At 71.3% G+C, this 26,418-nt stretch carries 20 protein-coding genes and 2 pseudogenes; 14 read left to right on the forward strand and 8 right to left on the reverse strand.

Annotated features, from left to right (window positions below):
• Positions 1 to 29: 29 nt before the first annotated feature.
• Positions 30 to 503 carry a DUF6643 family protein gene (locus ACZ561_RS01830; RefSeq protein ID WP_470988351.1) on the reverse strand — a complete coding sequence of 158 codons (474 nt, stop codon included), beginning with the start codon at positions 501 to 503 and terminating at the stop codon, positions 30 to 32.
• A gap of 259 nt (positions 504 to 762) precedes the next feature.
• On the opposite strand from ACZ561_RS01830, the pseudogene ACZ561_RS01835 reads away from it, so the two are divergent.
• Positions 763 to 2,040, forward strand: a pseudogene (locus ACZ561_RS01835) (TerD family protein).
• On the opposite strand, the gene ACZ561_RS01840 reads toward ACZ561_RS01835, so the two are convergent.
• A complete protein-coding gene (locus tag ACZ561_RS01840) occupies positions 2,041 to 3,222 on the reverse strand; it encodes a glycosyltransferase (protein ID WP_470988354.1) in 1,182 nt (393 codons plus the stop codon). It abuts the pseudogene before it with no gap.
• Positions 3,223 to 3,280: 58 nt separating this feature from the next.
• Here ACZ561_RS01840 and ACZ561_RS01845 point away from each other — a divergent pair, with 58 nt between their 5' ends.
• Together ACZ561_RS01845 and ACZ561_RS01850 are read left to right on the forward strand one after the other, a co-directional pair.
• Positions 3,281 to 4,066, forward strand: a complete 786-nt coding sequence (locus tag ACZ561_RS01845) for a glutamate racemase (protein WP_470988356.1) — start codon at positions 3,281 to 3,283, stop codon at positions 4,064 to 4,066.
• 62 nt (positions 4,067 to 4,128) lie between these two features.
• Positions 4,129 to 4,704 carry a hypothetical protein gene (locus tag ACZ561_RS01850; protein ID WP_470988358.1) on the forward strand — a complete coding sequence of 192 codons (576 nt, stop codon included), beginning with the start codon at positions 4,129 to 4,131 and terminating at the stop codon, positions 4,702 to 4,704.
• 182 nt (positions 4,705 to 4,886) lie between these two features.
• Here ACZ561_RS01850 and ACZ561_RS01855 read toward each other — a convergent pair whose 3' ends face one another.
• Positions 4,887 to 5,921 (reverse strand): O-antigen ligase family protein, encoded by a 1,035-nt coding sequence (locus ACZ561_RS01855; RefSeq protein WP_470988360.1) that lies wholly within the window; start codon positions 5,919 to 5,921, stop codon positions 4,887 to 4,889.
• Between the two features lie 251 nt (positions 5,922 to 6,172).
• On the opposite strand from ACZ561_RS01855, the gene lnt reads away from it, so the two are divergent.
• The 4 genes from lnt to ACZ561_RS01875 all read left to right on the forward strand — a co-directional run bounded on the left by lnt (position 6,173) and on the right by ACZ561_RS01875 (position 11,259).
• Entirely contained in the window at positions 6,173 to 7,774 is a 1,602-nt protein-coding gene (gene lnt, locus ACZ561_RS01860; protein ID WP_470988362.1) for an apolipoprotein N-acyltransferase, read from the forward strand.
• Between the two features lie 145 nt (positions 7,775 to 7,919).
• A complete protein-coding gene (locus tag ACZ561_RS01865) occupies positions 7,920 to 8,402 on the forward strand; it encodes an NUDIX hydrolase (RefSeq protein ID WP_470988365.1) in 483 nt (160 codons plus the stop codon).
• Positions 8,403 to 8,550: 148 nt separating this feature from the next.
• Complete coding sequence (locus ACZ561_RS01870) at positions 8,551 to 9,312, forward strand: 3-hydroxybutyrate dehydrogenase (protein ID WP_470990012.1); 762 nt, start codon at positions 8,551 to 8,553, stop codon at positions 9,310 to 9,312.
• A 57-nt stretch (positions 9,313 to 9,369) separates the two neighbouring features.
• Entirely contained in the window at positions 9,370 to 11,259 is a 1,890-nt protein-coding gene (locus ACZ561_RS01875; RefSeq protein ID WP_470988368.1) for a helix-turn-helix domain-containing protein, read from the forward strand.
• Between the two features lie 122 nt (positions 11,260 to 11,381).
• Here the strand turns inward: ACZ561_RS01875 and ACZ561_RS01880 are convergent.
• Positions 11,382 to 12,641: pseudogene (locus ACZ561_RS01880) on the reverse strand (MFS transporter); the annotation flags it as partial.
• Between the two features lie 460 nt (positions 12,642 to 13,101).
• Here ACZ561_RS01880 and ACZ561_RS01885 point away from each other — a divergent pair.
• The 3 genes from ACZ561_RS01885 to fabV all read left to right on the forward strand — a co-directional run bounded on the left by ACZ561_RS01885 (position 13,102) and on the right by fabV (position 19,031).
• Entirely contained in the window at positions 13,102 to 13,461 is a 360-nt protein-coding gene (locus tag ACZ561_RS01885) for a CU044_2847 family protein (RefSeq protein WP_470988370.1), read from the forward strand.
• Positions 13,458 to 17,588 carry an nSTAND1 domain-containing NTPase gene (locus tag ACZ561_RS01890; RefSeq protein WP_470988372.1) on the forward strand — a complete coding sequence of 1,377 codons (4,131 nt, stop codon included), beginning with the start codon at positions 13,458 to 13,460 and terminating at the stop codon, positions 17,586 to 17,588. Before ACZ561_RS01885 ends, ACZ561_RS01890 begins: the two co-directional genes overlap by 4 nt.
• 228 nt (positions 17,589 to 17,816) lie before the next feature.
• On the forward strand, positions 17,817 to 19,031 hold the full coding sequence (fabV, locus tag ACZ561_RS01895; protein ID WP_470988375.1) for an enoyl-[acyl-carrier-protein] reductase FabV: 1,215 nt from the start codon (positions 17,817 to 17,819) through the stop codon (positions 19,029 to 19,031).
• 683 nt (positions 19,032 to 19,714) lie between these two features.
• Here the strand turns inward: fabV and ACZ561_RS01900 are convergent.
• The 3 genes from ACZ561_RS01900 to ACZ561_RS01910 form a co-directional block, all read right to left on the reverse strand.
• Positions 19,715 to 20,518: a VOC family protein gene (locus tag ACZ561_RS01900; RefSeq protein ID WP_470988378.1), complete on the reverse strand. Its 804-nt coding sequence runs from the start codon at positions 20,516 to 20,518 to the stop codon at positions 19,715 to 19,717.
• Between the two features lie 401 nt (positions 20,519 to 20,919).
• Positions 20,920 to 21,825 carry a non-homologous end-joining DNA ligase gene (gene ligD, locus ACZ561_RS01905; protein WP_470988381.1) on the reverse strand — a complete coding sequence of 302 codons (906 nt, stop codon included), beginning with the start codon at positions 21,823 to 21,825 and terminating at the stop codon, positions 20,920 to 20,922.
• Positions 21,826 to 21,921: 96 nt separating this feature from the next.
• Positions 21,922 to 22,335: a hypothetical protein gene (locus ACZ561_RS01910; RefSeq protein WP_470988384.1), complete on the reverse strand. Its 414-nt coding sequence runs from the start codon at positions 22,333 to 22,335 to the stop codon at positions 21,922 to 21,924.
• 632 nt (positions 22,336 to 22,967) lie between these two features.
• Here ACZ561_RS01910 and ACZ561_RS01915 point away from each other — a divergent pair.
• The 3 genes from ACZ561_RS01915 to ACZ561_RS01925 all read left to right on the forward strand — a co-directional run bounded on the left by ACZ561_RS01915 (position 22,968) and on the right by ACZ561_RS01925 (position 25,308).
• Positions 22,968 to 23,315, forward strand: a complete 348-nt coding sequence (locus ACZ561_RS01915) for a hypothetical protein (RefSeq protein WP_470988386.1) — start codon at positions 22,968 to 22,970, stop codon at positions 23,313 to 23,315.
• 324 nt (positions 23,316 to 23,639) lie between these two features.
• The gene (locus ACZ561_RS01920; RefSeq protein ID WP_470988389.1) at positions 23,640 to 24,542 is read left to right on the forward strand and encodes a DUF4436 family protein; all 903 of its coding nucleotides are present in this window, start codon (positions 23,640 to 23,642) and stop codon (positions 24,540 to 24,542) included.
• 127 nt (positions 24,543 to 24,669) lie between these two features.
• Positions 24,670 to 25,308 carry a hypothetical protein gene (locus ACZ561_RS01925; RefSeq protein ID WP_470988392.1) on the forward strand — a complete coding sequence of 213 codons (639 nt, stop codon included), beginning with the start codon at positions 24,670 to 24,672 and terminating at the stop codon, positions 25,306 to 25,308.
• Between the two features lie 82 nt (positions 25,309 to 25,390).
• Here the strand turns inward: ACZ561_RS01925 and ACZ561_RS01930 are convergent, their stop codons facing one another.
• Positions 25,391 to 25,801, reverse strand: coding sequence for a DUF2255 family protein (locus ACZ561_RS01930; protein ID WP_470988395.1), 411 nt, complete (start codon positions 25,799 to 25,801; stop codon positions 25,391 to 25,393).
• 220 nt (positions 25,802 to 26,021) lie between these two features.
• On the opposite strand from ACZ561_RS01930, the gene ACZ561_RS01935 reads away from it, so the two are divergent.
• The gene (locus tag ACZ561_RS01935) at positions 26,022 to 26,192 is read left to right on the forward strand and encodes a thiazolylpeptide-type bacteriocin (protein ID WP_376431800.1); all 171 of its coding nucleotides are present in this window, start codon (positions 26,022 to 26,024) and stop codon (positions 26,190 to 26,192) included.
• Positions 26,193 to 26,418 lie beyond the last annotated feature (226 nt).

A 26,418-nucleotide genomic window follows, 5' to 3' on the forward strand; every position in this document is an offset into this window, starting at 1 on the left:
CCTGCCAGTAGCTCCGTGTTTGGTGTCGCTCAGTACCCCTGACCCTGGTACGGGCGGTTGTAGGGGTCCTGGTACGGCGCGGGCGCCGGGGCGGGCCGTGCCGCCGGGCGCATCGCCTCGTACCCCGTATTCACCGGGCGCTGGGGCTGCTGGGGCTGGCCGCCCGGGTAGCCGCGAGGGCCGGCGGGCTGCTGGGGGATGTACGGCGCAGGAGCGTGCTGCAGCGGAACCGGAGCCATCTGCTGCTGCATCGGCTGCGGGTATCCGTAGGAACCGCCGCCGTTGTAGGCGGGGGCGGGCTGGCTGGGTCCCGCCGGGAGGGCGGGCAGGGCCGCGGGCAGCGCCGGCAGATAGCTGTTGCCGGTGTCGTACGCGGAAGGCACTCGGATCGGGGCGATCTGAGGCGTGCCCCGCTCCGCGACCAGGGAGTCGTAGATGGGGGTGTCGGGGAACGACGGCGCGGTGTAGTAACCGCCGCCGTAGGTGGAGCGGGGGGAGGTCATGGCACATAAGTTAAGCCCACGATGTGCTGGTTGGGGAGCCCGATAAGAGGGTTGTTTGACGGGTTCTGAGTGACCGTCGATCCTTAATGCGATCGAACGTGACAAAAACGGTCGCTCCGAGAGGCTCCGGCGGACCGCTGATCTTGAAAACACGAGCTGGGAAGGGGTTACCCACGGGTTGCCCCGGGCGCCCGGCATGACCCGGCATTAGGTTGACGTAAAGAAATCTTGATGTGCCGCGAGCCGTGAGCGGGGGATCATGTCCATGCTTAAGGGAGCCAATGTTCCGGTGGCGGCGCGCACTGTGCGCGTCGAATTGGGCTGGCGTTCAGGTGCGGGAGTGCCGGATGTCGATGCCTCGGCGCTACTCCTTGTGTCGGGGAAAGTGCGCTCCGATACGGACTTCGTTTTCTACAACCAGCCGGAGCACGCTTCGGGCTCCGTCCGGCACGAGGGAAAGCGGGCCGCAGAGGGTGGAAACGATGCTGCGGACGGCGCGATGGCGGACGTCGTGACCGTGGATCTGGTGCGCGTGGAACCGGTCGTCGAGCAGCTCGTCCTGGCGGCCTCGGTCGACGGCGGGGACTTCGGCCGGGTCCCGGGTCTGTACATCCGCGTGGTGGACGCGGACAGCGGCGCCGAGATCGCCCGGTACGACAGCACCGACGCGAGCGTCGAGACGGCATGCGTCCTCGGCAACCTCTACCGGCGGCAGGGGGAGTGGAAGTTCCGGGCGGTGGGCCAGGGGTACGGCTCCGGCCTGGAAGGCCTGGCGACGGACTTCGGCATCACGGTCGTGGAGCCCGGGCTCCCGGAGCGGCCCGCCGTGGTCGTGGTCGCGCAGGAACCCGCCGCGGCCGTGGTGGCGCCCCCCCACGAATGTCTCGCTCACGAAGATCACCCTGACGAAGGACTCGCCGAAGGTCTCCCTGGCCAAGCAGGGCGGCACCTCCGGCACCCTGCGGGTGAACCTCAACTGGCAGGTCCGCAAGCAGAACACGGGCTGGGGGGCCAAGCTCGGCCGAGCGGTCGGGAAGGGCGGCACCGCTTCCGTCGCCCCCGTCGCCCTCGATCTCGACCTGTGCGCCCTGTACGAGCTCACCGACGGAAGCAAGGGCGTGGTCCAGGCGCTCCAAGGCTTCGGGTCGCTGCACGACCCCCGTACCTCCATCTCGACGGGGACGACCGCACCGGGGACGTCGACTCGGGCGAGAACCTCACGGTCAACCTGGACCACACGGCCGGGTTCCGCCGCATCCTCGTCTTCGTCACCATCTACTCGGGCGCCCGCGGCTTCGCCGGTCTGGACGCCACCGTGACCCTCCAGCCCCAGCACGGTGCCCCTGTCGAGTTCTCCCTCGGCGAATGCGCCGGCCCGGCGACCGTCTGCGCGCTCGCCCTGCTCACCCAGGAGGACGGCGACCTGATCGTCCAGCGGGAGGCGCGTTACCTCGACCCGCTGCTCGGGATCAGCATGCAGCGGACCGTCGACGAGGCGTACGGCTGGGGCATGAAGTGGACGCCCGCCGTCAAGTGATCACCGGTCCGGGGCCGGCCGGGGACGGGCATAGGTCCGCCCCTTCCAGGCCGCGCCCCGGCCCCGGTAGTGCTGCACCGCCGAGTCCACCGTCATAAGGAGATAGAGCAGCGCGGTGAACGGGAGCGTGGGAGCGAGCCAGAGCGGCTGCCGGTAGTAGCGGAGCATCGGGAGGTACGTCCCCGCCATCACCGCCCACGCGATCCCGCCCGCCCACGCTGCCGCGGTGTCACCGCCCACCACCCCGGCCACCAGCGCCACCGGGGGAGCCAGGTAGACCACGGCCAGCCCGGCCACCGTGCCGGCCAGCACCAGCGGATTGTGGCGGAGTTGGGCGTACGCGCTGCGCGAGACCATGCGCCACAGATCGGCCAGGCGTGGATACGACCGGATGCTGTCCACCCGCTCGGCGAGACCCAGCCAGATCCGCCCGCCGACCCGCCGCACCGCGCGGGCCAGCGACACGTCGTCGATCACCGCCTGCCGGATCGAGTCCGGCACCCGTGCCCGCTCGGCCATCGACGTCCGCAGCAACACACAGCCGCCGGCCGCCGCCGTGGCCAGCGGGCGTCGGCGGTTGATCCAGCGGAACGGATACAGCTGGGAGAAGAAGTAGACGAACGCCGGCACGACCAGCCGCTCCCAGAAGCTCGCCACCCGCAGCCGGGCCATCTGGGACACCAGGTCCAGATCGCCTCCGACGGCCGCGGCCACGAGGCGGCGCAGACTGTCCGGCTCATGGGCGATGTCCGCGTCCGTCAGAAGCAGGAACTCCGGGCCACGCGCGCGTGCCAGGCCGATGCCGTGGCGCAGCGCCCACAGCTTCCCCGTCCAGCCGGGCTCGGGCTCGCCCGGCGAGGCCACGGTCAGCGGCAGCCCTCCGTACCGCGACGCCAGCTCACCGGCGAGCTTCCCGGTGCCGTCCGAACTGCCGTCGTCGACGAGGACGACCTCCGCCTCACCCGGATAGTCCTGCGAGAGCAGCGACGGCAGGCTCAGCGGAAGCACCTCCGCCTCGTCCCGTGCCGGCACGACGATCGTGACCCTGGGCCAGTCGCCCGGCCGCACGCGCGCGTGCGCCTTCGGCAGGCGTTGATCGGTACGCCAGAAGAACCCCTGACCCAGCAGCAGCCACCCCCAGGCGGCGAGCGAACCCGTGGCGATCCAGGCAATGGCGCTCATTCGCCGCAGTCTGCCCCAGATCGCCGGGGACGCAAGGGTGGTCGGCTAGGGTGATCGGGTGAAGATCGCGCTCATGGACTCCGGAATCGGCCTGCTCCCGGCAGCGGTCGCGGTTCGCCGACTGCGGCCCGACGCCGATCTGGTCCTCTCCTCCGACCCCGACGGTATGCCCTGGGGCCCCCGCACACCCGAGGACCTCACCGAGCGGGCCCTGACCGTCGCCCGGGCCGCCGCGGAGCACGAGCCCGACGCGCTGATCATCGGCTGCAACACCGCCACCGTGCACGCCCTGCCCGCGCTGCGCGCCGTGCTGGAGCCCCGCATCCCGGTGATCGGCACGGTCCCCGCGATCAAGCCCGCCGCCTCGGAGGGCGGCAAGGTCGCCATCTGGGCGACCCCGGCCACCACCGGCAGCCCGTACCAGCGCGGCCTGATCCGCGACTTCGCCGACGGCGCCGAGGTCACCGAGGTGCCCTGCCCCGGACTTGCCGACGCGGTGGAGCACGCCGACGAGGACGCCGTCGAGCGGGCCGTCGCGGCCGCCGCCGCCCTCACCCCGCGCGACGTGCGGGCCTTGGTCCTCGGCTGCACGCACTACGAACTGGTCGCCGAGCAGATCCGCGCCGCGGTGCAGTCCGCCGACCTGCCGCCGGTGGTTTTCCACGGCTCCGCGGGGGCAGTCGCGGCACAAGCGCTCCGTCGGATCGGCGTCGAGCCCGTGCCCACCGCGACCCCGTCCGGCGGTCTGACCGTTCTGCTGAGCGGACGGGCCTCGGATCTCCCGGCCGCCGCCCTGAGCTACGCGGAAGGCCGCCTGCTCCGGGCCGCGGCGCCCGCCCGCTGACGGAGCCGCCGTCCGGCCCCGAAGGGGCGCCGTACGGGCGGAACGTGAGTAGGCTGCCCCACATGAGGGACCATTTCGGACATCCCCGGCACCACCGGCCTCTGGGCATCGAAGCGCCACTGCCCGAGGTGTGGATCGGCCGGGCCACCAACCGGATGCAGTGGGTGGCCGCCGTCGCCGGTGCCGCCTGTATGGCGCTCGGCATCACCCTCGCGGTCGACTCTGCGTGGACCTCCGGCATCGCGGCCTTGCTGATGGCCGTGATCGGCTGTGTCGCCGCAGGGCTTCTCGTGCTGTTCGGGACGCTCGCCTTCGTCCATGTCGAGGTCAAGGTGGACCAGCGGGCCATGGAGGTCCGTTGCGGCCACATCGGAGTGCCGCGTCGGCGCATCCTGCTCGCCCATGTGGTCGGCGCCGACTACGTCGCGAAGGTCACCCCCCACGAATGGGGTGGCTGGGGCTACCGCTGGCGCCCGGAGAAGGGCAAGGGGGTCATCGTCCGCCGGGGCGAGGCACTGGTCCTGAAGCTGGACGACGGCCGGACGTTCACGGTCACGGTCGACGACGCCGAGTTCGGCGTCCGTGTCATCCGCGACCGACTGCGCCCCCCGACACCGACGGGGCCGACGGGCGCCTGAGCGTTCGCCGTGTCGCCGCACCGGGGGTCCGTCGTCGGGCGGTGGAGTGCGGTGGACGGCCGGTGGGCTCGTTCGTCGTTCGTCAGCCGTCGTTCGTCAGCCGGTCAGCCGGTCAGCCGTCGTTCGTCTGCCGTCTGCCGTCTGCCGTCTGCCGTCTGCCCTCAGCCGTCGTTCGTCTGCCGTCAGTCATCGGTCGGCGCCGGTGCCGCGCGGGCCGTCGCCAGGCCCGCGAGAAGACCGGCGCCCACGGTCACCGGGGTGAAGCTCAGCGCGTTGCCGACCGTGGCGAGCGCCGCCAGCGCGGTCAGGGTCGCCGCCGCCGTCAGGACCACCGCCGTCCGCCGGGGCGAGGTCCACAGGCCGCACACCAGCCAGCCGTAGGTCGCCCCCAGCAGGACGACCCCCGGCACCCCCTGCTCCGCAGCCTGCTGGAGCGGGGCCGAATGCGGCTTGCCGTCGGCGTACAGGGTCGTCCGGGCGGTGGGGCTCAGCGCGCCGAAGCGTTCCGGGCCGACCCCGACCAGCGGGTTCTCCTTCGCCATCGCGGACGCGTCCTGCCACAGCAGCACCCGGTGCCCGGTCAGCTGGCCCTCCAGGGAGACCGCGAGCCCCTCGGGGAGCCGCTCCTCCGCCACGGCCCAGGACACCCCCACGAACAGCCCCGTCGCCAGCACCAGCCCCGCGAGACCGAGGAGCCGGCGTCGCATCCGTACCGCCGCGAGGGAGCAGAGCAGGACACCGAGCGCCGCGACGAAACCCACCACGGAGCCCAGGACCAGCGCCACGGCCGCCACCCCGAGCGCGAGTGTCCGCAGCAGAAGACGGACCGGGACCGAATCGGCGGCCGAGGCCGCGCAGCAGGCCGCGCCGGCGGCCAGGACGAGCAGCGCCGCGGCCGCACCCGTGTGACCGGGAGGTACGGAACCGGTGGGGGTGGCGCCCGGGATGCTCGGCCCGGAGGTCAGCGCGAGGCCGAGCGCGGCGAGGGACGCGGCTGCCGAAGCGGCCACCGGGAGCAGCGTGCCGGAGATCCGGCCGCAGGCGTAACCCGCGGCGAGCGCGAGTACGGCGAGGAGGACGCCCTCGGGGCGGGCGTCCCGGCCGGTGGCGGTGACGAGCGACCACAGCACGACGGCGCCGAGGATCAGCACCCCGGCGACATCCGGTGCCCGCCCACGCTCACGCACGGCGGCCCGCTCAGCCGCAGGTGCAGCCATCCCCGTCGTCCCCCCGCTCCGTCTGGCGGACACCGTAACGGGGCTGCCGGGGTTTGGGGAGCGAATGCGCAGGAACGTTGCGGCAGAGGTGAGGGAACGGTGATGGCGGAGGGCCGCGCCGCGTCGGGCCCGTGCGCCGCTTCCTGCGCGGCCCGCGTGTCGCGTGGTGCGCGACTCCGTGCGCGACGGCGTCGGCGGGCCGCCCGAGCCGGGGTCCTCCGGGCCCGGGTACGCGCCGTAGACTCCGCAGGGTGAGCACCACGATCACCCCCGTCGACGCCTCAGGACCCGCCGCCACCCCGGAGCCCGGTCCGTCCGGCCTGCGGCGCCTCGTACGGCCGGGAGCGGCCGTGCTGTCGGGCGTGCTGCTCTTCCTGAGCTTCCCGCCCCGTCCGCTGTGGTGGCTCGCGCTGCCCGCGTTCGGCCTGCTCGGCTGGGCCCTGCGCGGCCGCCGTCTGCGGGCCGGGTTCGGCCTCGGCTACCTGGCCGGTCTGGGCTTCCTGCTGCCGCTGCTGATCTGGACCGGCTCCGAGGTCGGGCGGTTCCCGTGGATCGCGCTGTCCGCGGTCGAGGCTCTGTTCATCGCCGCCGCCGGTCTCGGGATCGCGGCCGTCTCCCGGCTGCCCGGCTGGCCGGTGTTCGCCGCCGCGGTGTGGATCCTCGCCGAGGCGGCACGCGCGCGTGTCCCCTTCGGAGGCTTCCCCTGGGGCAAGATCGCCTTCGGTCAGGCCGACGGTGTCTTTCTGCCCCTGGCGGCGGTCGGCGGCACCCCGGTGCTCGGCTTCGCCGTCGCGCTCTGCGGCTTCGGCCTGTACGAGGTGCTCCGTCAGGTCCGCGCGTACCGTGCCACGGGCGTCGTCCCGCGCGGCCCGCTCGCGGCGGCGGCGCTCACCGTGCTCCTGCCGGTGACCGGCGCCCTCGCCGCCCTGCCGCTCGTCGACGACTCCGCGGAGGACGGCACCGCGACCGTCGCCGCCGTCCAGGGCAACGTGCCCCGCCTCGGCCTCGACTTCAACGCACAGCGCAGGGCCGTCCTCGACAACCACGTAGCCCGCACCAAGGAACTGGCCGAGGACGTCGCGGACAAGAAGAAGCCCCAGCCGGACTTCGTCCTGTGGCCGGAGAACTCCTCCGACATCGACCCTTACGCCAACCCCGACGCGGCCGACGCCATCAGCGAGGCCGTGCGGAAGATCGGCGTACCGACCGTGATCGGCGCCGTCGTCGCGCCGGACACGGGCAAGCTGCGGAACACGCTGATCCAGTGGGAACCGAACAAGGGCCCCGTCGCCACGTACGACAAGCGGCATGTCCAGCCCTTCGGCGAGTACATCCCGATGCGGTCCTTCGTACGGATCTTCAACAGCAATGTGGACCGCGTCAGCCGCGACTTCGGCGCGGGGACCAAGGTCGGTGTCTTCGACCTCGCCGGCACCAAGGTCGGCCTCGCGACCTGCTACGAGGCCGCGTTCGACTGGGCCGTGCGGGACACCGTCACCCACGGCGCCCAGCTGATCTCCGTACCGAGCAACAACGCCACCTTCGGCCGCAGCGAGATGACGTACCAGCAGCTCGCCATGTCGCGGGTGCGGGCGGTCGAGCACAGCCGCGCCGTCGTCGTACCGGTCACCAGCGGCGTCAGCGCGATCATCAGGCCGGACGGGGAGATCGTGGCGAGGTCGGAGATGTTCACCCCGGACGTCCTGGTCGAGAAGGTGCCGCTGCGCTCCTCGCTCACCCCGGCGACACGGATGGGCACGCTCCCCGAGGCGCTCCTGGTGGGCGTCGCGGCCGCCGGTCTCGGCTGGTCGGTGCTGCGAGCCGTGCGGGCCCGCCGGAGCCGCGAAGCCTGAGGAACCCCGGCCCTCGGTTCGCTGTGTCCGTGGTCGTCCGGCCCTGGGCTCCCCGTCCCTGAGGTCGCCCGGCCTCGGATCCCGTTCCCGAGGGTTCCTGATCGGACGTGAGTGTTCTTGATCCAGAAGGGCTTAGGGTCGGGACATGGGTACCCCTGACTTCATCCGCGAACTCCGGGCCAGCGCCGGCCACCAGCTGCTCTTCCTGCCCGGTGTGAGCGCCGTCGTCTTCGACGACCGGGGCCGTGTGCTGCTCGGTCGCCGGACCGACACCGGGATGTGGGCGATCGTCGGCGGCATCGTCGAGCCGGGCGAGCAGCCCGCCGCGTGTGCCGTGCGCGAGGTGTACGAGGAGACCGCCGTGCACTGCGAGGCCGAGCGGGTCGTGATCGTCCAGACCCTGCGCAAGCCCGTCGTCTACCCCAACGGCGACCAGTGCCAGTTCATGGACATCACCTTCCGCTGCCGCGCCGTCGGCGGCGAGGCGCGCGTGAACGACGAGGAGTCGACGGAGGTCGGCTGGTTCGAGGTGGACGACCTGCCCGAGATGAAGCGGTTCTCGCTCTTCCGGATCCAGCAGGCGCTCACCAGCGAACCCACATGGTTCGACCCCATGCCCTCAAGCTGAAGTATGGGCTCGGAACACATCGGTTGGCGATGGAGCGCTTCATAAGGTGCGGAGCATGAGCGCCCCCACCACATCAGGTCCCGCACCGGCACAGGTATCGGCACCACTCGCGCAGGGCCCCGCACCCGCCGCCACGCCCGGCTCCGTCATGCTCGACCTCACCGGCCGCACGGCGCTCGTCACCGGCGCGGCCGGCGGCATCGGCCGGGCCTGCGCGCTCCGGCTCGCCGCCGCGGGGGCCCGTGTCAGAGCTGTCGACCGGGCCGGTGACGGACTGGACGCACTGGTCGAGGACGCAGACGGTCTCGCCGGCGTCGTCGAGCCGCAGCTCCTGGACCTCACCGACCTCGACGCAGCGGAGGCCGCGGCAGCCGGCACCGACATCCTCGTGAACAACGCAGGGCTCCAGCTCGTCCGCCCCATCGAGGAGTTCCCGCCGGACGTCTTCCACACCGTCCTCACCGTGATGCTGGAGGCCCCGTTCCGGCTGATCAGGGGCGCCCTGCCGCATATGTACGCGCAGGGCTGGGGCCGGATCGTGAACCTCTCCTCCGTGCACGGTCTGCGCGCGTCCGCCTTCAAGTCCGCCTATGTGGCCGCCAAGCACGGTCTGGAGGGACTCTCCAAGACCGCCGCGCTCGAAGGTGCCCCGCACGGCGTCACCTCCAACTGCGTCAACCCCGGCTACGTCCGCACGCCCCTGGTCGAGCGCCAGATCGCCGACCAGGCCGCGGCCCACTCCATCCCCGCCGAGCGGGTCCTGACCGACGTCCTCCTGAAGGACTCGGCGCTCAAGCGGCTCATCGAGCCCGCGGAGGTCGCCGAGGCGGTGCTCTACCTCTGCACACCCCAGGCGTCGTTCATCACCGGAACCTCCCTGGCCCTCGACGGCGGCTGGACCGCGCACTGACGACAGGTTTTCCACAGGGCTGGTGCGATCACCCCTACGACAGGTATCCCTGTGTCCATGTCCCATGAACAGGTCTCCTACCTGGAGCTCCTCGCGCGAGGAGCCGCCACGGAAGGCTTCGACCGGCCCGTGCTGCTCGCCCGTGCGAGCGGCGCGGGCCCCGAGGAGCTGGCCGAGCTCGAACAGGCCAAGCAGCTCGCCCTGCGCGTGCGGGCCGAGCTGGAGGGCAGGCGCCGCCGCGAGGCCGAACTGTCCGCCCTCTTCGAGACCGCCCACGACCTCGCGGGACTGCGCGACCTCGACGCCGTGCTCCGCGCCATCGTCCAGCGCGCCCGATCCCTGCTCGGCACCGAGGTCGCCTACCTCAGCCTGAACGACACGGTCGCGGGGGACACGTACATGCGCGTCACCGAGGGCTCGGTCTCGGCGCGCTTCCAGCAGGTCCGGCTCGGCATGGGCGAGGGGCTCGGCGGCCTCGTCGCCCAGACCGCCCGGCCGTACGTCACCGAGAACTACTTCGACGACCCCCGCTTCCAGCACACCGCCACCATCGACTCCGCCGTGCGCGACGAGGGCCTCGTCGCCATCCTCGGCGTGCCGCTGACCCTGGGCAGCCAGGTGATCGGCGTGCTGTTCGCCGCGGACCGGCGTGCCCGTGTCTTCGAACGGGAGCAGGTCGCACTCCTCGGCTCCTTCGCCGCGCACGCCGCCGTCGCCATCGACACGGCCAACCTGCTCGCCGAGACGCGGTCGGCGCTGGCCGAGCTGGAGCGGGCCAACGACATCATCCGTGAGCACAGCGGAGTCATCGAACGGGCCTCGGAGGTCCACGACCGGCTCACCGAACTCGTGCTGCACGGCGGCGGCGTCCATGACGTGGCGGCGGCCGTCTCGGAAGTCCTCGGCGGAAGGGTCGAGTTCATCGACGCCGGTCTCGACTCCGCCCGGCTCGCCGACGGCCACGCCCTGCGCGAAGGCGACCGCTGGGTGGCGGCCGTCTCGGCCGGCGGCGAGACCTTCGGCGCCCTTGTCCTCCACGACCAGCCCGACCTCGACCCCGTGGACCAGCGCACGCTGGAGCGCGCCGCCCTGGTGACCTCCCTGCTGCTGCTCGCCCGCCGCTCGGCCGGCGAGGCCGAACAGCGGGTACGGGGGGAGCTGCTCGACGACCTCCTCGACGCCCCCGATCGCGACCGCCGGCTGCTGCGCGAGCGCGCCGCCCGTCTCCGTACGGATGTCGACGCGCCCCATGTCGTACTCGCCGCCCGCATGGACCGGACCGGGTCCGGCGGCGAGGGCGACGCCGGGGTACGGGAGAGCGCGGACCGCCAGCGACTCTGGTCGGCCGCCTCGCATCTCGCCGCCACCCGGCGAGGGCTGGCCTCCGCACGCGACGGCGGGACGGTGCTCCTGCTCCCGCTCGGCCCGGGGGAGTCCGCGGCCGAGCTGGCCAGGCAGACCGCCAAGCACCTCGGTGGCGCGCTGCGCGAGAGCGTCACGGTGGGCGCCTCGGCCCCCGTCGCCTCGCCACTCGCCACACCCGACCGGGTCGCGACCGCCTACGAGGAGGCCCGGCGCTGTATGGACGCGCTGCGCCTGCTGCACCGTTCGGGCGAGGGCGCCGCGGCAGAGGACCTCGGCTTCCTGGGCCTGCTGCTCGCCGACACCCGGGACATCGACGGATTCGTCGACCGCACGATCGGCCAGGTCGTCGCGTACGACGAGCGGCGCGGCACGGACCTGGTCCGCACGATGGACGCGTACTTCGCGAGCGGTATGAGCCCCGCGCGCACGAAGGACGATCTGCACGTCCACGTGAACACGGTCGCCCAACGCGTCGAGCGCATCGGCCGCCTCCTGGGCCCCGACTGGCAGTCCCCGTCGAGAGCCCTGGAGATCCAACTGGCTCTCCGCCTCCACGCGATGTCGTCGGCCGTCACCCGCTGAACGGAGCGACGGACGAGCGTCCTCCCGCACCGCATGTCGAACAGTCGGGTGCCGACGGCACGAAGCGGCCCCCTCAGCCTTCTCGGCCGAGGGGGCCGCTCGCTCCCCGTCGAACAGTGCGGTCAGGCGTCGGCGCGGACCTGGGCGGCCGCGGCCCGCGGGGCGTCCTCGGCCACCTCGGACAGGTCGCGGTTACGGGTCTCCCGGGCACATGCGATGGCGACGACGGTCAGGAGCGCGGCGGCGATCACGTACAGGGCGATCGGCGTCGAGGAGCCGTAGTCGGCGAGCAGCGCGGTCGCGATGAGCGGGGCGGGGGCACCCGCGGCCACCGAGGAGAACTGCGCGCCGATGGAGGCGCCCGAGTAGCGCATCCGGGTCGCGAACATCTCCGAGAAGAACGCGGCCTGCGGCGCGTACATCGCCCCGTGCAGGACCAGGCCCACGGTCACGGCGAGCAGCAGGGCGCCGAAGGTGCCCGAGTCGATCAGCATGAAGAACGGGAACATCCAGGCACCGACGCCGACCGCGCCGATCAGATAGACCGGCCGGCGGCCGATCCGGTCCGACAGCGCGCCCCAGGCCGGGATGACGGCGAAGTGGACGGCGGAGGCGATGAGGACGGCGTTCAGCGCGGTCTGCTTGGAGAGGCCCACCTGGGTCGTCGCGTAGACGAGGATGAACGCGGTGATCACGTAGTAGGAGATGTTCTCCGCCATGCGGGCGCCCATCGCGATCAGCACATCGCGCCAGTGGTGCTTGAGCACCGCGACCAGCGGCATCTTCTCGACCTGCCCGGCGGCAGCCGCCTTGCGCTCCTCGGCGGCGGCCAGCGCGGCCTTGAACACGGGCGACTCGTCGACCGAGAGCCGGATCCACAGACCCACGATCACCAGCACACCGGAGAGCAGGAACGGTATGCGCCAGCCCCATGAGAGGAACGCCGAGTCCGAGAGGAGCGCCGTGAGCGCGGACAGCACAGCGGTCGCGAGCAGCTGCCCGGCCGGCGCCCCGGTCTGCGGCCAGGAGGCCCAGAACCCGCGCCGCTTGGCGTCACCGTGCTCGGAGACGAGCAGCACGGCCCCGCCCCACTCCCCGCCGAGCGCGAAGCCCTGCACCAGCCGCAGCACGGTCAACAGCACGGGAGCGATGGACCCGACGGCGGCGTGGGTCGGCAGCAGACCGATCGCGAAGGTCGCGCCACCCATCAACAGCAGGCTCAGGACCAACAGCTTCTTGCGCCCGAGCCGGTCACCGTAGTGCCCGAAGACGAGCGCGCCCAGCGGCCGGGCGGCGAACCCGACCGCGTAGGTCAGGAAGGAGAGCAGCGTTCCGACGAGCGGGTCGGACTCGGGGAAGAAGAGCTTGTTGAAGACCAGCGCGGCGGCCGAACCGTAGAGGAAGAAGTCGTACCACTCGATGGTGGTGCCGATGAGACTCGCGGCGACGATGCGCTTGAGATTCGACTCGGCGGGTGGAGCCGACGCGGGGGAGGCCATGTGCACCACTTCCAGGGGATGTGCGGGGACGTTTTGGTGTTGCCACACCGTAGAAACACGCAGGTCACTGGCGTATGTGGTGGGACACCATAGTTCAGGGCGTCGGGGTGCGCGTCACCACCATGGGGAGCCGGGGGAGCCGCCGCGATCGCCCGTTCCCCAGCGCCCCGGGCGCCGGCGGACCTCCATCCGGCCGGTCCACCCGGTGGGCTGCGCCCGGCCGTTGTGGCATTCGAGGCCGTAGGCGAACGGCCCAGCCCGGCGTGCGGCATATGCCGCGTTCGTGGACGGTGGTGGAGTCCGTGGATGCCCACGCGACGGCCCGAGCTGGAGAGGAGGCGTGGTGACACCTCTGATTCGGATTCCGCTGGACGGCGGCGGCTGTGTACTGGTGGAGCAACCTGGTCTGCCGGACGGGGGGCCGGTGAAGGCCGGTCGCTTCGGCGACACCGTGCGCGAGCTTCCGGCCACACTGGAAGGAGCGCTCGAGCCGGTCACGGAGGCCGCCCGAGCGGCTCTCACGCAGCTGCGCAAGGCCCGCCCGGACGAGATCACCATCGAGTTCGGTGTCGACCTGGCCTTCGAGGCCGGAGCCGTGATCACCAAGAGCCAGGCCAGCTGTCATCTGAAGGTGACCGTGTCCTGGAGGGACGGCGGCTCCGACCATCCGCACACCACCTCGAGTGAGGGCCGACAGCCGTGACCAGCGCGAACAGTACGTCCGGCGACGGCATCGCTTCCGATCTGCCGACGGCCGTGGCCCAGATCCTCACGCCGGACGGCAGAGTGGCCGGTACCGGATTCCTGGTGGCTGACGGCGTCGTGGTCACCTGCGCGCACGTCGTCGAAGCGGCCGGAGGCGGGCCCGGCACAGTGGTCCTGCTGACCTTCCCGCACGTGGTGGGCGCCGACCAGCTGGCGGGCACCGTACCGGAGGAGCTGTGGCGTTCCGCCGAGTACGAGGACGTGGCCTTCGTCCGGCTGAGCGGTACGCCGGCCGGGGCGAGCATCCTGTCGCTCGGCTCCTCGGAGGGCTGCCGGGGCCACACGGTGCGCTCGTTCGGCTTCCCCGCACAGGCCCCGCCGGAAGGACACCTCGGCTTCGGCGAGACCGGCGATCTGCTGCCCGCCACGGACGGGCGGGGCGCACACCTTCAGCTGACCGATGCCAACGACCTCACCACCGGCTTCAGCGGCGGGCCCGTCCTCGACGAGGTGACCGGCCTGGTCATCGGCATGCTCACCGAGATCACCGCCCCCGACGCGTACGAACGGGGACTGAGCATCGCGTACGCCACTCCCACCCAGGTCCTGCGCGAGGTCCTGCCGGAGCTGGCCGAGCGCGAGGTGTGCCCGTACCGAGGTCTGGAGCCGTTCACCGCCGAGCACGCCCGGTGGTTCCACGGCCGGTCGGAGGCGGTACGGCAGGTCCTGGCGAATCTGGGGCGGCAACGGCGGCTGACGCTGCTGCTCGGACCGTCCGGGTCGGGCAAGTCGTCGCTGATCCAGGCCGGTGTGTTGCGCGCACTGGCGGCGGGGGAACTGCCGCGCAGCGACCGGTGGCTCCCGGTGCTGACGCGGCCCAGGCAGGACATGCTCGCCGAGATCGAGCGGGCAGGTTTGCCCGGGGCGAGCAGCGACGGCATCACGGCGGCGGTCAACCGCAGGCTGGCGGCCGAGCCTTCCTGCCAGCGCGTCCTGCTGATCATCGACCAGTTCGAAGAGCTTCTCGTGCAGACGAAAAACGGTCGGCTGCGGGACATGCTGAATGTCGTCGACGAGGTCACCTCGGCCGCCGACGAGTACACCAAGATCACCATGATCCTGATCATGCGGGACGATTTCTATCCGCAACTGGCTGCTCTCGCCCCCCGGCTGCTGGACGCGGCGATGCCGGGACTGCTCAATGTGCCGGGCACCCTCAGCCAGCAGGATCTGCACGACATCATCGTCCTGCCGGCCGAGGATGTGGGGCTGCACTTCCAGCCCGGGCTGGCCGAACGGATCATCGGTGACGTCCTGGACATCACCACCGAGTCGGCCGTCACCCGCCAGGCACCCGTCACCGTGCTGCCGCTGCTGGAGATGACACTTCAGCAGCTGTGGAACCGGCGGCAGGACGGCTACCTCACCCACGACGCGTACCGGCGCATCGGAGAGGTCAGCGGAAGCGTGACCACGTGGTGCGACAGCGCGCTCGACGAGTTGTCTCCCGCCCAACGCGACATCGCGCGGCGCGCGCTCACCTCCCTTGTGCACCCCGCCGACCCCAGCCACCACATCACCGCCGTACGCACCCAGGTCCCCCTCCACGAGCTGCGGGACCTGGCGGCCGCCCCGGGCGACAGCGGCGAGCAGGCGGCTGTCGATTCGGTCATCGCCGCGCTCACCCGACGCCGCATCATCACCACCCAGACGCTCCGGGCCCCGCTGCGTCCCGGTGGCCCGCCCGGGGAGCCGGTGGCCGAGCTGATCCACGAGGCGCTCATCCGCGACTGGGGCGCACTGCGGGAGTGGGTCGACCAGGACCACCGTTTCCAGGAGTGGCTCGACCGCACCCGCGATCGCCAAACCCGCTGGGCCGCCCAGAAGCACCCGGGGGACCTGCTCGGCGGGACGGCGCTGGCGGAAGGCGTCGAGTGGTCTCAGCAGCGGCGGCTGCCGGCGGAGATCACGGAGTTCCTGACGGCGAGCAGTGAGCGCCAGCGGGCCGCGATCCGGCGCAGCCGGGTGCTCAACGGCGTCCTCGGGGGGCTGCTGGTGCTGGCGCTTCTGGCGGCGGGCGGTGCGGTGTGGCAGTGGAAGAGGGTGGGCAGCGAGAAGGAGGCGGCGCTGTCGCGGCAGCTCGCCGCACGGTCCGACGAACTGTTCTACACCAACCCGGAGTTGGCCGCGTTGCTGGCGGTGAAGGCGTACCGCACCAGTCGCACGTCCGAGGCGACCGAGAGCCTGCGCGACGCCGGTGCCCTGCCGGCCCACCGCCGTCTGTCCGAGCACACCGGCGAGGTGCGTGCCGTGGCGTACAGCCCCGACCGCCGCACGCTCGCCACCGCGGGCGCCGACAAGACGATCCGCCTGTGGAACACGGCCACGGGCGAGACCCGCACCACGCTGAAGGGACACAGCGACGGAGTGAATGCCGTGGCCTTCAGTCCCGACGGCAGCACTCTGGCCACCGCCGGTGCCGACAGGACGATCCGGCTCTGGGACACGGACACCGGCACGCCACGCGCCACAATCCAAGGACACACACAGGGAGTGACGTCGGTGGCCTTCAGCCCCGACGGTCGCACACTCGCCACCGCCGGCGACGACTCCACCGCACGACTCTGGGAGGCGTCCGGTGGCAAAGCCCTCGCCACGCTCGAAGGACACACACAGGCGCTGACGTCGGTGGCCTTCAGCCCTGACGGCCGCACACTCGCCACAGGTGGCGCCGACACTACGGTCCGTCTCTGGGACGTGGAGACTCGCAAGACCCGCACCAGGCTCACGGAACACAGCCAGGCGCTGACGTCGTTGGTGTACAGCCCGGACGGCCGGACGCTCGCCACCGCGGATGGTTACGACGTCCAACTGAGGGACGGGGACACCGGCAAGATTCGCATCACGCACGAAGGGGCGGCGTCCCTGCTGGCCTTCAGCCCGGACAGCAGGACGCTGGCCGCCGCGAACGACCGCTTCGTAGGGCTCTGGAACTCGACCACGGGCAGAGTCGGAGCCACGCTCACGGGGCACTCGAACAGTATTCTTGGGCTGGCGTTCAGCCCTGACGGCCGCACGATCGCCACCGCCAGTCGCGACAAGACGGTACGTCTGTGGGAGACGAGACCTCCGGACGACCGCACCACACTCACGGGGCATGACGGCGCGGTGTGGGCGGTGGCCTTCAGCCCCGATGGCGACACGCTCGCCACCGCCGGAGCCGACAAGACCGTCCGCCTCTGGAACACGGACACGGGCAAGACCCATACCACTCTCAAAGGCCACGGCGACGAGGTGCATGCGGTGGCCTACAGCCCCGATGGCGACACGCTCGCCACCGCCGGCGCCGACAAGACCATCCGCCTCTGGAACACGGACACGGGCAAGACCCGCGCCACACTCAAAGGCCACGGTGGCACGGTGTGGGGTGTGGCCTTCAGCACCGACGGCCGGACGCTCGCCTCCGCCGGTGCCGACTCCACCGCACGGCTGTGGGACACGGACACGGGAAAGCTCCTCATCACATGCGAGGGACATCGTGACGAGGTGAACGCGGTGGCCTTCAGCCCCGACGACCGGACGCTCGCCACCGCCGGCGACGACTCCACGGCACGGCTGTGGGACACGGCCACGGGAAAGCCCCTCAAGGAACTCACGGGGCACAACGCCGAGGTGTGGGCGGTGGCCTTCAGCCCGGACGGCCGCACACTCGCCACGGGCAGTGCTGACGGAACGGCTCGCTTGATGGATCCGGCCACGGGTGGAACGCGCATCACCCTGACCGAGCATGCCGCATGGGTGAACGGTGTGGCCTTCAGCCCCGATGGCAAAATGCTCGCCACCGCCGGCGATGACGGCGCCGTCCGGCTCTGGGACACGGTCAGCGGCAAGGCTCGTACCGCACTCACCGACGACGTGGCCTTGGCGTCCTTGGCCTTCAGCCCGGACGGCCGCAAGATCGGCACCACCAGCCAAGACGGAACCGTCCGCATGTGGGACGTGGCCACCTCCTCCGAACCCACCCGGGCCATCGAGCACATCTGCCGCATCTTCGGTCGCGACCTCACTCCGGAGGAACGCGCGGCTTACTTTCCCGACGAGTCAGGGGCATCCGTATGCCCCTGACAGGGATGCTGATGTCGCAGTCGAGACACGCGAAAGCCGGAGAAAGGTCGCCTGCACGGTCGTGGCTGCTCCTGGCTCGACCGGGAAGTGGTGAAACTCTCCAAGATCGACTCGTGATCGTTGTTCCTGGAGGGGCAGCTGGTCGCCGGCCTGCTGGGCCAGACTTTCAGGGCACGGTGGCCCGGCCGGCCGCCGCGTTCCCGTCCCGGCCTACCAAGGACTGCCATCGTGAACGAGCGCGTTCTCACCCCCCGCAACCGGGGTTTTCTCTTTCTAGACTCCCACCCGGCGGGGTGTGGGCAGCTGGTGGCCGACATGTGGGAGGCGTGCCCCGCCCCCGTCGCCGCGCCGGAGGGCGATGGACCGGTGGCGCTGGTCATCGGTTCCTCCGCCGGATACGGTCTCGCGGCCACGCTCGCCGGACTCAAGCGCGCCGGTATCCGCGGCATCGGTGTGTCCTTCGAGAAGGCCCCCACAGCGCGGCGGACCGCGACGGCCGGCTGGTACCGCACCGCCGCCACCGCCGACATCGCCCGCACTGCCGGGCGGGACCTGGTCTTCCTCAACGGCGACGCGTTCTCCGACCCGATGAAGGAGCAGGTCTCCGACCTCATCGAGCGCCGCTTCGGCGGCCGGCTGGACTATCTGATCTACTCGGTCGCCGCGCCCCGGCGAACCGACCCCGACACCGGTACGACCTACGCCTCGGTCCTCAAGCCGATCGGCCGGGCGAACCGCACCAAGACCCTTGTCTTCGACGACGAGGGTGTTCCCGAGGTCCGCGAGGTCGAGACCGGGCCGGCCGAGGGCGACGACGTGGAGCAGACCGTGGCCGTGATGGGCGGCGCGGACTGGGAACGCTGGATCGACCACCTCGCCGGGCGGGGACTGCTCGCCGACGGGTTCGCCACCGCCGCGCTGTCGTACATCGGCTCGTCGCTGACGGCTGCGATCTACCGGCAGGGCACCATCGGCGCGGCCAAGGCCCATCTGGAGGCCACCGCTCGTACGTTGAACGAGCGGCTCGAGAAGATGGTGGGCGGGCGGGCCGTGACCTCCGTGAACGGCGCCGCCGTCACCCAGTCCTCCACCGCGATCCCCGGCATCGCCCTTTACACAGGCCTGCTGCGCGGCGTCCTCGGAGACGACCTCGTTCCGCCGATCCGTCAGCTCGCCACCCTGTGGGACCAGCTCACCGGCGCCGCCCCGCTCGCTCTGGACGACGAGGGTCGTATCCGTCTGGATGCCTTCGAACTGACCGCTGATGTCCAGGCGGCCGTTGCCGAACGCTGGGATACGGCAACCACGGCGACCATCTCGGACCTGGCCGACCTGGACTGGTTCCGGGCCGAGGTCCGACGCCTCTACGGATTCTCCGTACCCGGCATCGACTATGCCGCCCCCGTCGCCACCGATGTCCCGTGGCCCGACCACACCTCCTGACGCCCGCCCGAAGAGATGCCGGAGGAAGGGCCCTGCTGAGCGGCGTCACCCTTCAGCGGCGGCCCGTTCCCCTCTCTCGGATCGGGGCACAGGAGGAGCCGGACCGGCGGGGGTGGCCCGCCGGTCCGGCTCCGAGGGAGGGTGACTTCAGCAGGCGTCGACCCAGTCGTACGACGAGACGTTGTCATTGACGAGCTGGCCCTTGCCCGCACCCGGGCTGAAGAACCTCAGGCCGGAGAGGCCGAGGCCGGGAAGGGAGTGGCCCTGGTGGAGGCAGACCCACGAGCCGCTCCAGTGATGGGGACACTCGTCTCGAGGGAACGCAGCGTGCATCCGGAGCGTCGCTGCAGCGCGCGCAGCGCCCGCCCCAACGCGCGGGCGGGATCCTCGTCGTCAGGCCGGTCGGCAGCCACAGTGGCGTCCTTCTGTTCCGGGCCGCACATGATGATGCGGTCGACCGGCCCCGCAGGAGGGGCACAGGGTGTCACAGCAGGTCAGAAGCCTAGGGCGCGGCGGACCTTGACGGCAACAGGGCACACTCTCCCGAGGGAAGCCGAGGGCGCCGGTTGACGCGGGGCTGTGGAACGGGCCCGGTGTTCCCCACGGTCGGCACGCGTCAACCGCACGAAGCCCCGGTGCGCCCATGAGGTTCCGAGTGAACCGGCCTGGCGAGGCGTCCGTTCCTAGGACTCGCTCGGTGAAGGCGTCAGCACGACGAAGTCGGCGCCCGCCGGGTCGACGCAGACGGCCAGCCGGCCGACGCCCTCCGCGTCATCCGGTCCCATCTGGATGGTGCCGCCGTTCTCGGTGACCTTGGCGACAGCGGCGTCGCAGTCCGTGACGTTGAAGACCGGGTGCCAGTACGGCCGCCCGTTCGTCAGAGCGAGATTCTCCTCGGGCATCTCCATGAGGCCGCCGTGCATGCGCTCCTCGGGCAGTCCGGCGGGGGTGATGAGGCTGTACGTCCCTCCGCCGCCCGGCAGTTCCATGTCGCCGAACTGCCAGCCGAAGACACCTCCGTAGAACTCCTTGGCGGCCGCGGCGTCGCTCGTGTACAGCTCGGTCCAGGACAGTGAGCCCGGCTCGTCCATGAGCTCGGCTCCCGTGTTCTCTCCGGGCTGCCAGACGGCGAACTGGCCTCCCAGCGGGTCGCTGTACTGCGCCATCCGGCCCCACTCGTCGAGGTCCCTCGGCGCGACCCGCACCGTGCCGCCGGCACGCTCGACGGCCTGGGTCGTGGCATCCGCGTCGGCGACGTCGTAGTAGATCATCCAGGCCGAGCGGGCGCCCTTCTCGGTGAGCTTGCCGAGCCCGGCGACGATCTTGCCGTCCTTCCGGAACATCCCACCCTCCATGTCCTCCCCTCCCTCCATGGACTCGTAGTCCCATCCCAGTACGGCCCCGTAGAAGGCCGCGGCGGCCGGGACGTCGGGGGCGCCGAGGTCGATCCAGCAGGGGGAGCCGGGGACGAAGTCGGTGGTGATCACGGAAATGTCCTTTCGTAGCCCAGGTGTCCTCAGCCTGGCACGGGCCACCGCACCGCGCCGCTCGACCGCTCCCGGCGCCTCCGAGGAGGTCCTCCGGACGGCCGTGGCGAGGACGTGGCACGCGCCGTGCCGCGCGGTGACGACCCCCGACACGGTCGTGGACTCCGCCTGCGCCTGCGCCGAGGCGGGTTGCACCGGCCTCGCCCGCATCCGCCGGCGCGGCCTTGTCCGGATCGGCGGCGCGCCCTCGTCCGGATCGGGGGGCGCTTCAACTGCCGTCCCTCCGCTGGGCGGAGACCCTGCCTGCCCTCCGCGACGTGTTGTACGAGACGGCCGGTGAACGACGGGCGATGGACTCCTGCCCCCTCAACGGCCCCGACCTGCCCCGACTTCGGGCGCCGTCAGAGCTTCGCGAGCCTTCGGCGCGCCGCGGCCAGGGAGCGGCCGCGACGCAGAGGCTCCTGCCAGGGATCGTCCCCGTCGAGCCGCTCCGCGACGGTGGACAGCGTCCACCGCCGGGAGGTGAGCCGCGGATCGTCCAGCTCCTCCCAGCTCATGGGGGTGGCCACCGGAGCGCCGGGCAGGGCTCGGACCGCGTAGGGGGCGACGGTGGTCTGGCCGTAGGCGTTGCGCTGGACGTCGAGGTAGAGACGGCCCTCGCGGGCCTGCTTGCGGGCCGCCGTGGTGAGCCGGTCGGGATGCCGGGCGGCCAGGATCTCGGCCGCGTCCCGGGCGAACGCGTGGACGTCGTCGAAGTCGGCGCCGCGGTCGAGGGCGACGACCACGTGCAGGCCGCGGGAGCCGGTGGTCATCAGTGCCGACGGCAGCTCGAGTTCGTCCAGGAGCTCGTGCGTGACCACGGCCGCCTCCCTGACCTGCTGGAAGTCGTCGCCCGACGGGTCGAGGTCGAAGACCAGCCGGTCGGGGTGGTCCGGCCGGTCCGCCCTGGACAGCCACCGGTGCGGTGTGACGCACGCCTGGTCGACGAGGTAGAGCAGCGTGGCCAGGTCGTCGCAGACCGCGTAGGCGACGGTGCCGCCCTCTTTGGGCAGCTCGGCGCGGTGGATCCAGTCCGGGAAGTGGTCGGGAGTGTCCTTCTGCATGAAGCGGCCTTCGTCGATGCCGTTCGGGTGCCGTTCGAGCATCAGCGGACGGCCCCGCAACTGCGGCAGCATGCGCCGTGCGACGGTGCGGTAGTACTCCGCGAGGTCTGTCTTGGTGATGCCGTCGGCGGGGAACAGCTCCTTCTCGGCCCGCTTGATCTCGATCGTTCGGCCGCTCGCCCTGACGGACTTCGTGGTCGTCATCGCGTCCTCCCGGCGGGTCGTCGGCGCCGGTGCAGCGCCAGGGCGTCCTGGGCTCCGGCCGGCGTCGAAAGGCTCCTCACGCGCACTCGGCCGCGCTCACGGCTGCGAGCCGTGCCGTAGCCGGCCGTGTCGCGTATCCGTACCGGTCGGCCCCGATTCGTCGCCCTTGGGGCCGGTCGCCCGCTCCCACATCCCGGGTCGAGCGTCACCGGCCTCGGGCTCGGCGCGGGTTTCGTGCGGTGGCTCCGCCGGTCCGTGGGAAGCCGCGTGGCGCGGAGTTGCCGCGCTCCGCCGGCGTCGGGCCAGGCCACCGAAGATCAAGGCGAGGGCGATGAAGAAGACCAGGGCCATGCCGATGCCGGCGAGGAAGGCGCCGAGGGTGTTCACGGTGGCCGGCGTGTAGCCGAGCATCGTCACGGTGTAGTCGGGGCCACCGGAGCTGTTCTCGGCGACGACGAGGCCGGTGAAGGCTCCGGCGGCGGCGAGCAGAAGAAGTCCGATCAGAAGCATGACGATTCCTTTCGTGGCGATGTGCGCCTGCCCGACACCCGCGCGGCTAACCCCGGCAGCCGCGCGGCCCGCCCGCACGCCTGCGGTACGCCGTCAGCCCTGCCGGCTCCCTCAGGAGGCCGAGAGGCCCATGACGGGGCCCGCGGCCAGATGCGAAAGAGCAGGCCCTTCGGGCCCCTTCCTCCAGATCACCCCAGCAGCGGGCTGGGTGTCGGCGCGGCATGGGAGACAAGAGACAGTGCCTGGGGCGGTGCCCGGCTCGCCGGGCGGTCAGCAGGGTGGGAGTTCAAGCGGCCAGGGCCTGTCTTCCGGATCCTGGCGGCACCCATGGCCAGAAGCCGGATCAGTAGATGATCTCTGTCCATGTGGATCGTTGCGTGCGAGACTGCGCGCCGGGCTGATGCTCATGGGGGGACAGAGTGGTGAGGGTCTGGACGAGCACGGCAGCGCGAGCGTGCCTTGCTCCGGTGCTGAGCGGCGCGATGATGCTGTCCGTTGCGGGGTGCTCACCGGAGCAACGCCCACTGGCGGCGGTGTACGTGGACCAGCAGGGCACCGCACACGCGCTGCTGAGATCGTGCGACGACGACGGTCGGGTCCGCGGTCCCTGGCTGCGTGGCACCGTTGTCCGCGTGACGAAGGAGGCCACGTCGGACGAGGTGCAGGGCACCGCGCCGGAAGCGTCCCGGACGGAGGAGCACTGGATCGGCTGGGACACCCCCGGGCTGCACAAGGCTGCGGACTTTCCGCTGTTCGCCCCGCCCTCACCGTGGGCAGCCGAGACCCGTGGTCCGCAGACCCTGCAACCGGGCTACTCGTATGAGCTCGCGTTCGCCGATCCCGACGACTCCTATGCCTACAGCGGCTCAGTGACGTTCGACGCCAAGCAACTCGCGGGGGTGCCGGACGGAGAGGTTCTGACCCTTCGAGGCACCATGACGAGAGAGTCATTCGAGGTCCTCGCACGCAAGGCCTGTTGACCACTCTCACCTGCTCCGCCGGCCGCTCGCGTTCCACCTCACATCCGGCCGGGCCGGAGACGCCCCTGCCGGCACGTCCAGGCCGGGGTGGGTAGGGAAACGAATCGCCGGGCTGCCCTGTACGCCCCGACACGCCTGCTCGAATGCGGCGGATCGTCGGCCCGGTCGGCGAGGATCGCACCGCGGCCACCGTCCCGCGTCTCGGGCAAGAGGGCTGCCCGCGGCGGCAGGCCAGGCTTCGGCGGGCGCGCCGCCCGACGCGAGGCCCGCTCCCGTCGTCGGCCGGACGAGTCCGTCCCCTTTCCCAAGCTCGTCGGAGTCGCCGTGACCCCACCCTCGGACTCACCTCGCTCACGCCGCTACAGGGCGTCGATCCTGCCGGTACTGCTTCCCATCGCGGTCCTGATCGTGGTGGCGGTGTCCGTGGGGTCGTGGCTGCAGTTCACCGAGCGGCAGGTGATGGACACGGTCCACACGGCCGGATCGGGAGCAGCGGACCGGGTGGATGTGGAGGCCACCGTCCAACACGTCGACGCCGCGGCCAGAGAGTTGGTCATGCGAATCCGGGTCACTCCGCGCGGGACCCTCGGCGAGGAGGACGGGATCGCCCCGGTGGCCGATCTCAGCCTCCAGACCTCCGCGGCGACCCTCAGCGACCTGGCGTTCAAGGCGCACGAGCGCCTCACGACTCGGGACGTGCAAGTCGCGATGACAGGTGGATCGATCAGCGACTACCCGTTCGACACCTACGAGACCGACATCGAGTTCTGGGCACAGCTGGGTGGCGAGGAGGTGCCGGTGCGGTTGCTGTTCTCCAACAACGACACCCTCTTCTCGATCTCCGCGACGCCCACGCCCAACCCGCAAGAGGCGGTCCTGGGGCTGGTGCTGTCCCGATCGGGCAGCCTGCTCGTCTTCGCGGTCTTCATGATGGTCGTGATGTGGGCGCTGGCGGCGTCCGTGCTCATCGGGGCCTGGTACCTGACGACCCGCAGCGAGGGCCTGGTCTGGCCGGCCCTCGCCTGGATGGCCGCCACCCTGTTCGCCCTCTCCGCATTCCGCAACACCGCCCCCGGCACACCTCCGATCGGCTGCGTGCTGGACTGGTTCGCCTTCCTGTGGGCCGAGACCATCATCGCCCTCTGCCTGATCGCCGTGGTCATCACGAGTGTCCACACCGCCCTCCGCCGTGACCTCGCCCACGACACCCAGGGCCTGTCTCCTTGATCGGTACTGAGGTCGGCGAGAGGGAGCACGAGGGAGGGCGCGCCAGATCCAGCTGACTGTGCTGCGCGCCCAGGGCGCCCTGCACCTGGCGCAGGGCGGGCCGGTCGGTCTCACTACTGTTTCCGTCATGCGCATGAAGATGATCGCGGCCGCCGGGTTCCTCGGCCTGCTGCTCACAGGCTGCGGGACCGGCGCGGACGACGACTCCGTGCCGAAGCCCGCCTATCCGGAACTGCCCCAGAAGATCGTGAAGCCGGTACCGCAACCGACGGGCGAACTGCTCCCGTCGTCACCGCCCGGGGCCGCCTTCCACGAGACCGTTGCAGTCGACTTGCGCGACAGGCTTCTCGACATGGTCAACACGGACGGGACGACGACGGCCCAATGCCCCGCGTCCCTCAAGCCGAAGGAGGGCGCCAAGGCCATGTGCGTGAGCACGTGGGAGGGCCTCAGGATCGAGTGGGACATCCTCGTCTACACGTTGCCGGACCCTCCGTACGAACTGAAGTGGGGCGCTGAACCTCGCATGGCGATCCTCACGCGGGACGGCGCCGCCAACGCCGTCTACGGCTACTACGCGCCCGATCTCGTGCGCTGCAACAACATTCCCGAGGCCGTTCTCGTCCCCATCGAGCGGGAGATGAAGGAGTACACCTGCCAGACCGTGACGGACGGCAGAGCAGGCAAACCCATGACGGCACGAGTCACCTTGAGCGGCCCGTTCTTCCGCTGTCAGACAAGGAGGGAGGTCCACGCCTGCGGCTGAACGGGCAGCGACCCTGGATACCCGCCCTCGACCGGTGTGATCCTCGGCCCGGCGACGACGTCCAGCCCTGGGCCCGACCGGCTCAGCGAGGCACGAGCCGCAGCGTCGAGGCGCGCGACTGCGGGGTCAGGACCGTGTCGACGATGCCGGTGTAGCGGCCGTACTTCGCCCGGTAGGCCGCGTCGATGCGATCGTACTCGGCGGGGTCGGCGTCCTGGAAAGCGACGTCCTTGGTGATGCCGCCCGCGCGGACGCGCCCTTGGTGGCGGGTCTGGGTACCGCGGAACCACGGGCCTTCGCGGCCCTTGACGGACCGGACGTAGACACGGTCGCCGTCCCGCACCATCCACATGGTGACGGGCGCGCGCAGCGTTCCGTCGCCGCGCTCCGATTCGAGGTTGATCTCCTCGACAGCCCCGATGCGGTCGAGTTCGGCATCGGTCCATTCCGTCATGGCGGTCTCCCAGGGGTCGGTGTCCTGTTCTGTGATCATCACTCTGCCCGCGCGGGCGTGGAGGCGCTCGCCGGAGAACCCCGGGTCCCCCGAACCGCGCCCCGGACCGCGCCCGGCCCGTCCGCTGGCGCGCCGTGCCAGCGGCATGCCAGCGGGAGACGTGCCGAACGGTGAGCGGGGGTCGCTGGAATGGTCCCGTACCGGTACCCACGAGGTCGCCGGTCATGGCGATCCGCGCCCTCACTCATCGGGAGGCACCATGAACAACGACCTGAGCACCCTCGCGGACGAGATCCTCAAGCTCGAGGCCGAGACCTTCGAGATCTCCGACTACTCGGACGCCAGTGAGGTCGTGCTGGCCGGCTGCACGAGCACCAGCTCCACCTCGACCTCCAGCTCCACCTGCAGCACCACCTCCTGCTCCGCCTGACCTCGGAGCCGGTGCGATAGCGCCCGGTCGGTGCCCTCCCCCCAAGGGAGACCAGCGCCGAGCGGGCCTTTCGCATGCCCGTCGGACCGGCCTCGGCGGCGATGCCGCCCGTCTCGGGCAGGCCCCGCCGGCGTGAAAACCGCGACAACGCTCGGGGAACGCCGCGTCACTGCGAACTCGCTTTCAGAAGAGGGTTGTTCGTCGCACGACGCCGACAGGCCCGTCA

The organism is Streptomyces sp. NPDC039609, from assembly GCF_055596705.1.

Coding starts and splice junctions, on each gene's coding strand:
- ACZ561_RS01830 (WP_470988351.1), bottom strand. CDS start 503: ATGACCTCCCCCCGCTCCACCTACGGCGGCGGTTACTACACCGCGCCG.
- ACZ561_RS01840 (WP_470988354.1), bottom strand. CDS start 3,222: ATGAGCGCCATTGCCTGGATCGCCACGGGTTCGCTCGCCGCCTGGGGG.
- ACZ561_RS01850 (WP_470988358.1), top strand. CDS start 4,129: ATGAGGGACCATTTCGGACATCCCCGGCACCACCGGCCTCTGGGCATC.
- ACZ561_RS01855 (WP_470988360.1), bottom strand. CDS start 5,921: ATGGCTGCACCTGCGGCTGAGCGGGCCGCCGTGCGTGAGCGTGGGCGG.
- ACZ561_RS01865 (WP_470988365.1), top strand. CDS start 7,920: ATGGGTACCCCTGACTTCATCCGCGAACTCCGGGCCAGCGCCGGCCAC.
- ACZ561_RS01870 (WP_470990012.1), top strand. CDS start 8,551: ATGCTCGACCTCACCGGCCGCACGGCGCTCGTCACCGGCGCGGCCGGC.
- ACZ561_RS01875 (WP_470988368.1), top strand. CDS start 9,370: ATGTCCCATGAACAGGTCTCCTACCTGGAGCTCCTCGCGCGAGGAGCC.
- ligD (WP_470988381.1), bottom strand. CDS start 21,825: ATGACGACCACGAAGTCCGTCAGGGCGAGCGGCCGAACGATCGAGATC.
- ACZ561_RS01910 (WP_470988384.1), bottom strand. CDS start 22,335: ATGCTTCTGATCGGACTTCTTCTGCTCGCCGCCGCCGGAGCCTTCACC.
- ACZ561_RS01925 (WP_470988392.1), top strand. CDS start 24,670: ATGCGCATGAAGATGATCGCGGCCGCCGGGTTCCTCGGCCTGCTGCTC.
- ACZ561_RS01930 (WP_470988395.1), bottom strand. CDS start 25,801: ATGATCACAGAACAGGACACCGACCCCTGGGAGACCGCCATGACGGAA.
- ACZ561_RS01935 (WP_376431800.1), top strand. CDS start 26,022: ATGAACAACGACCTGAGCACCCTCGCGGACGAGATCCTCAAGCTCGAG.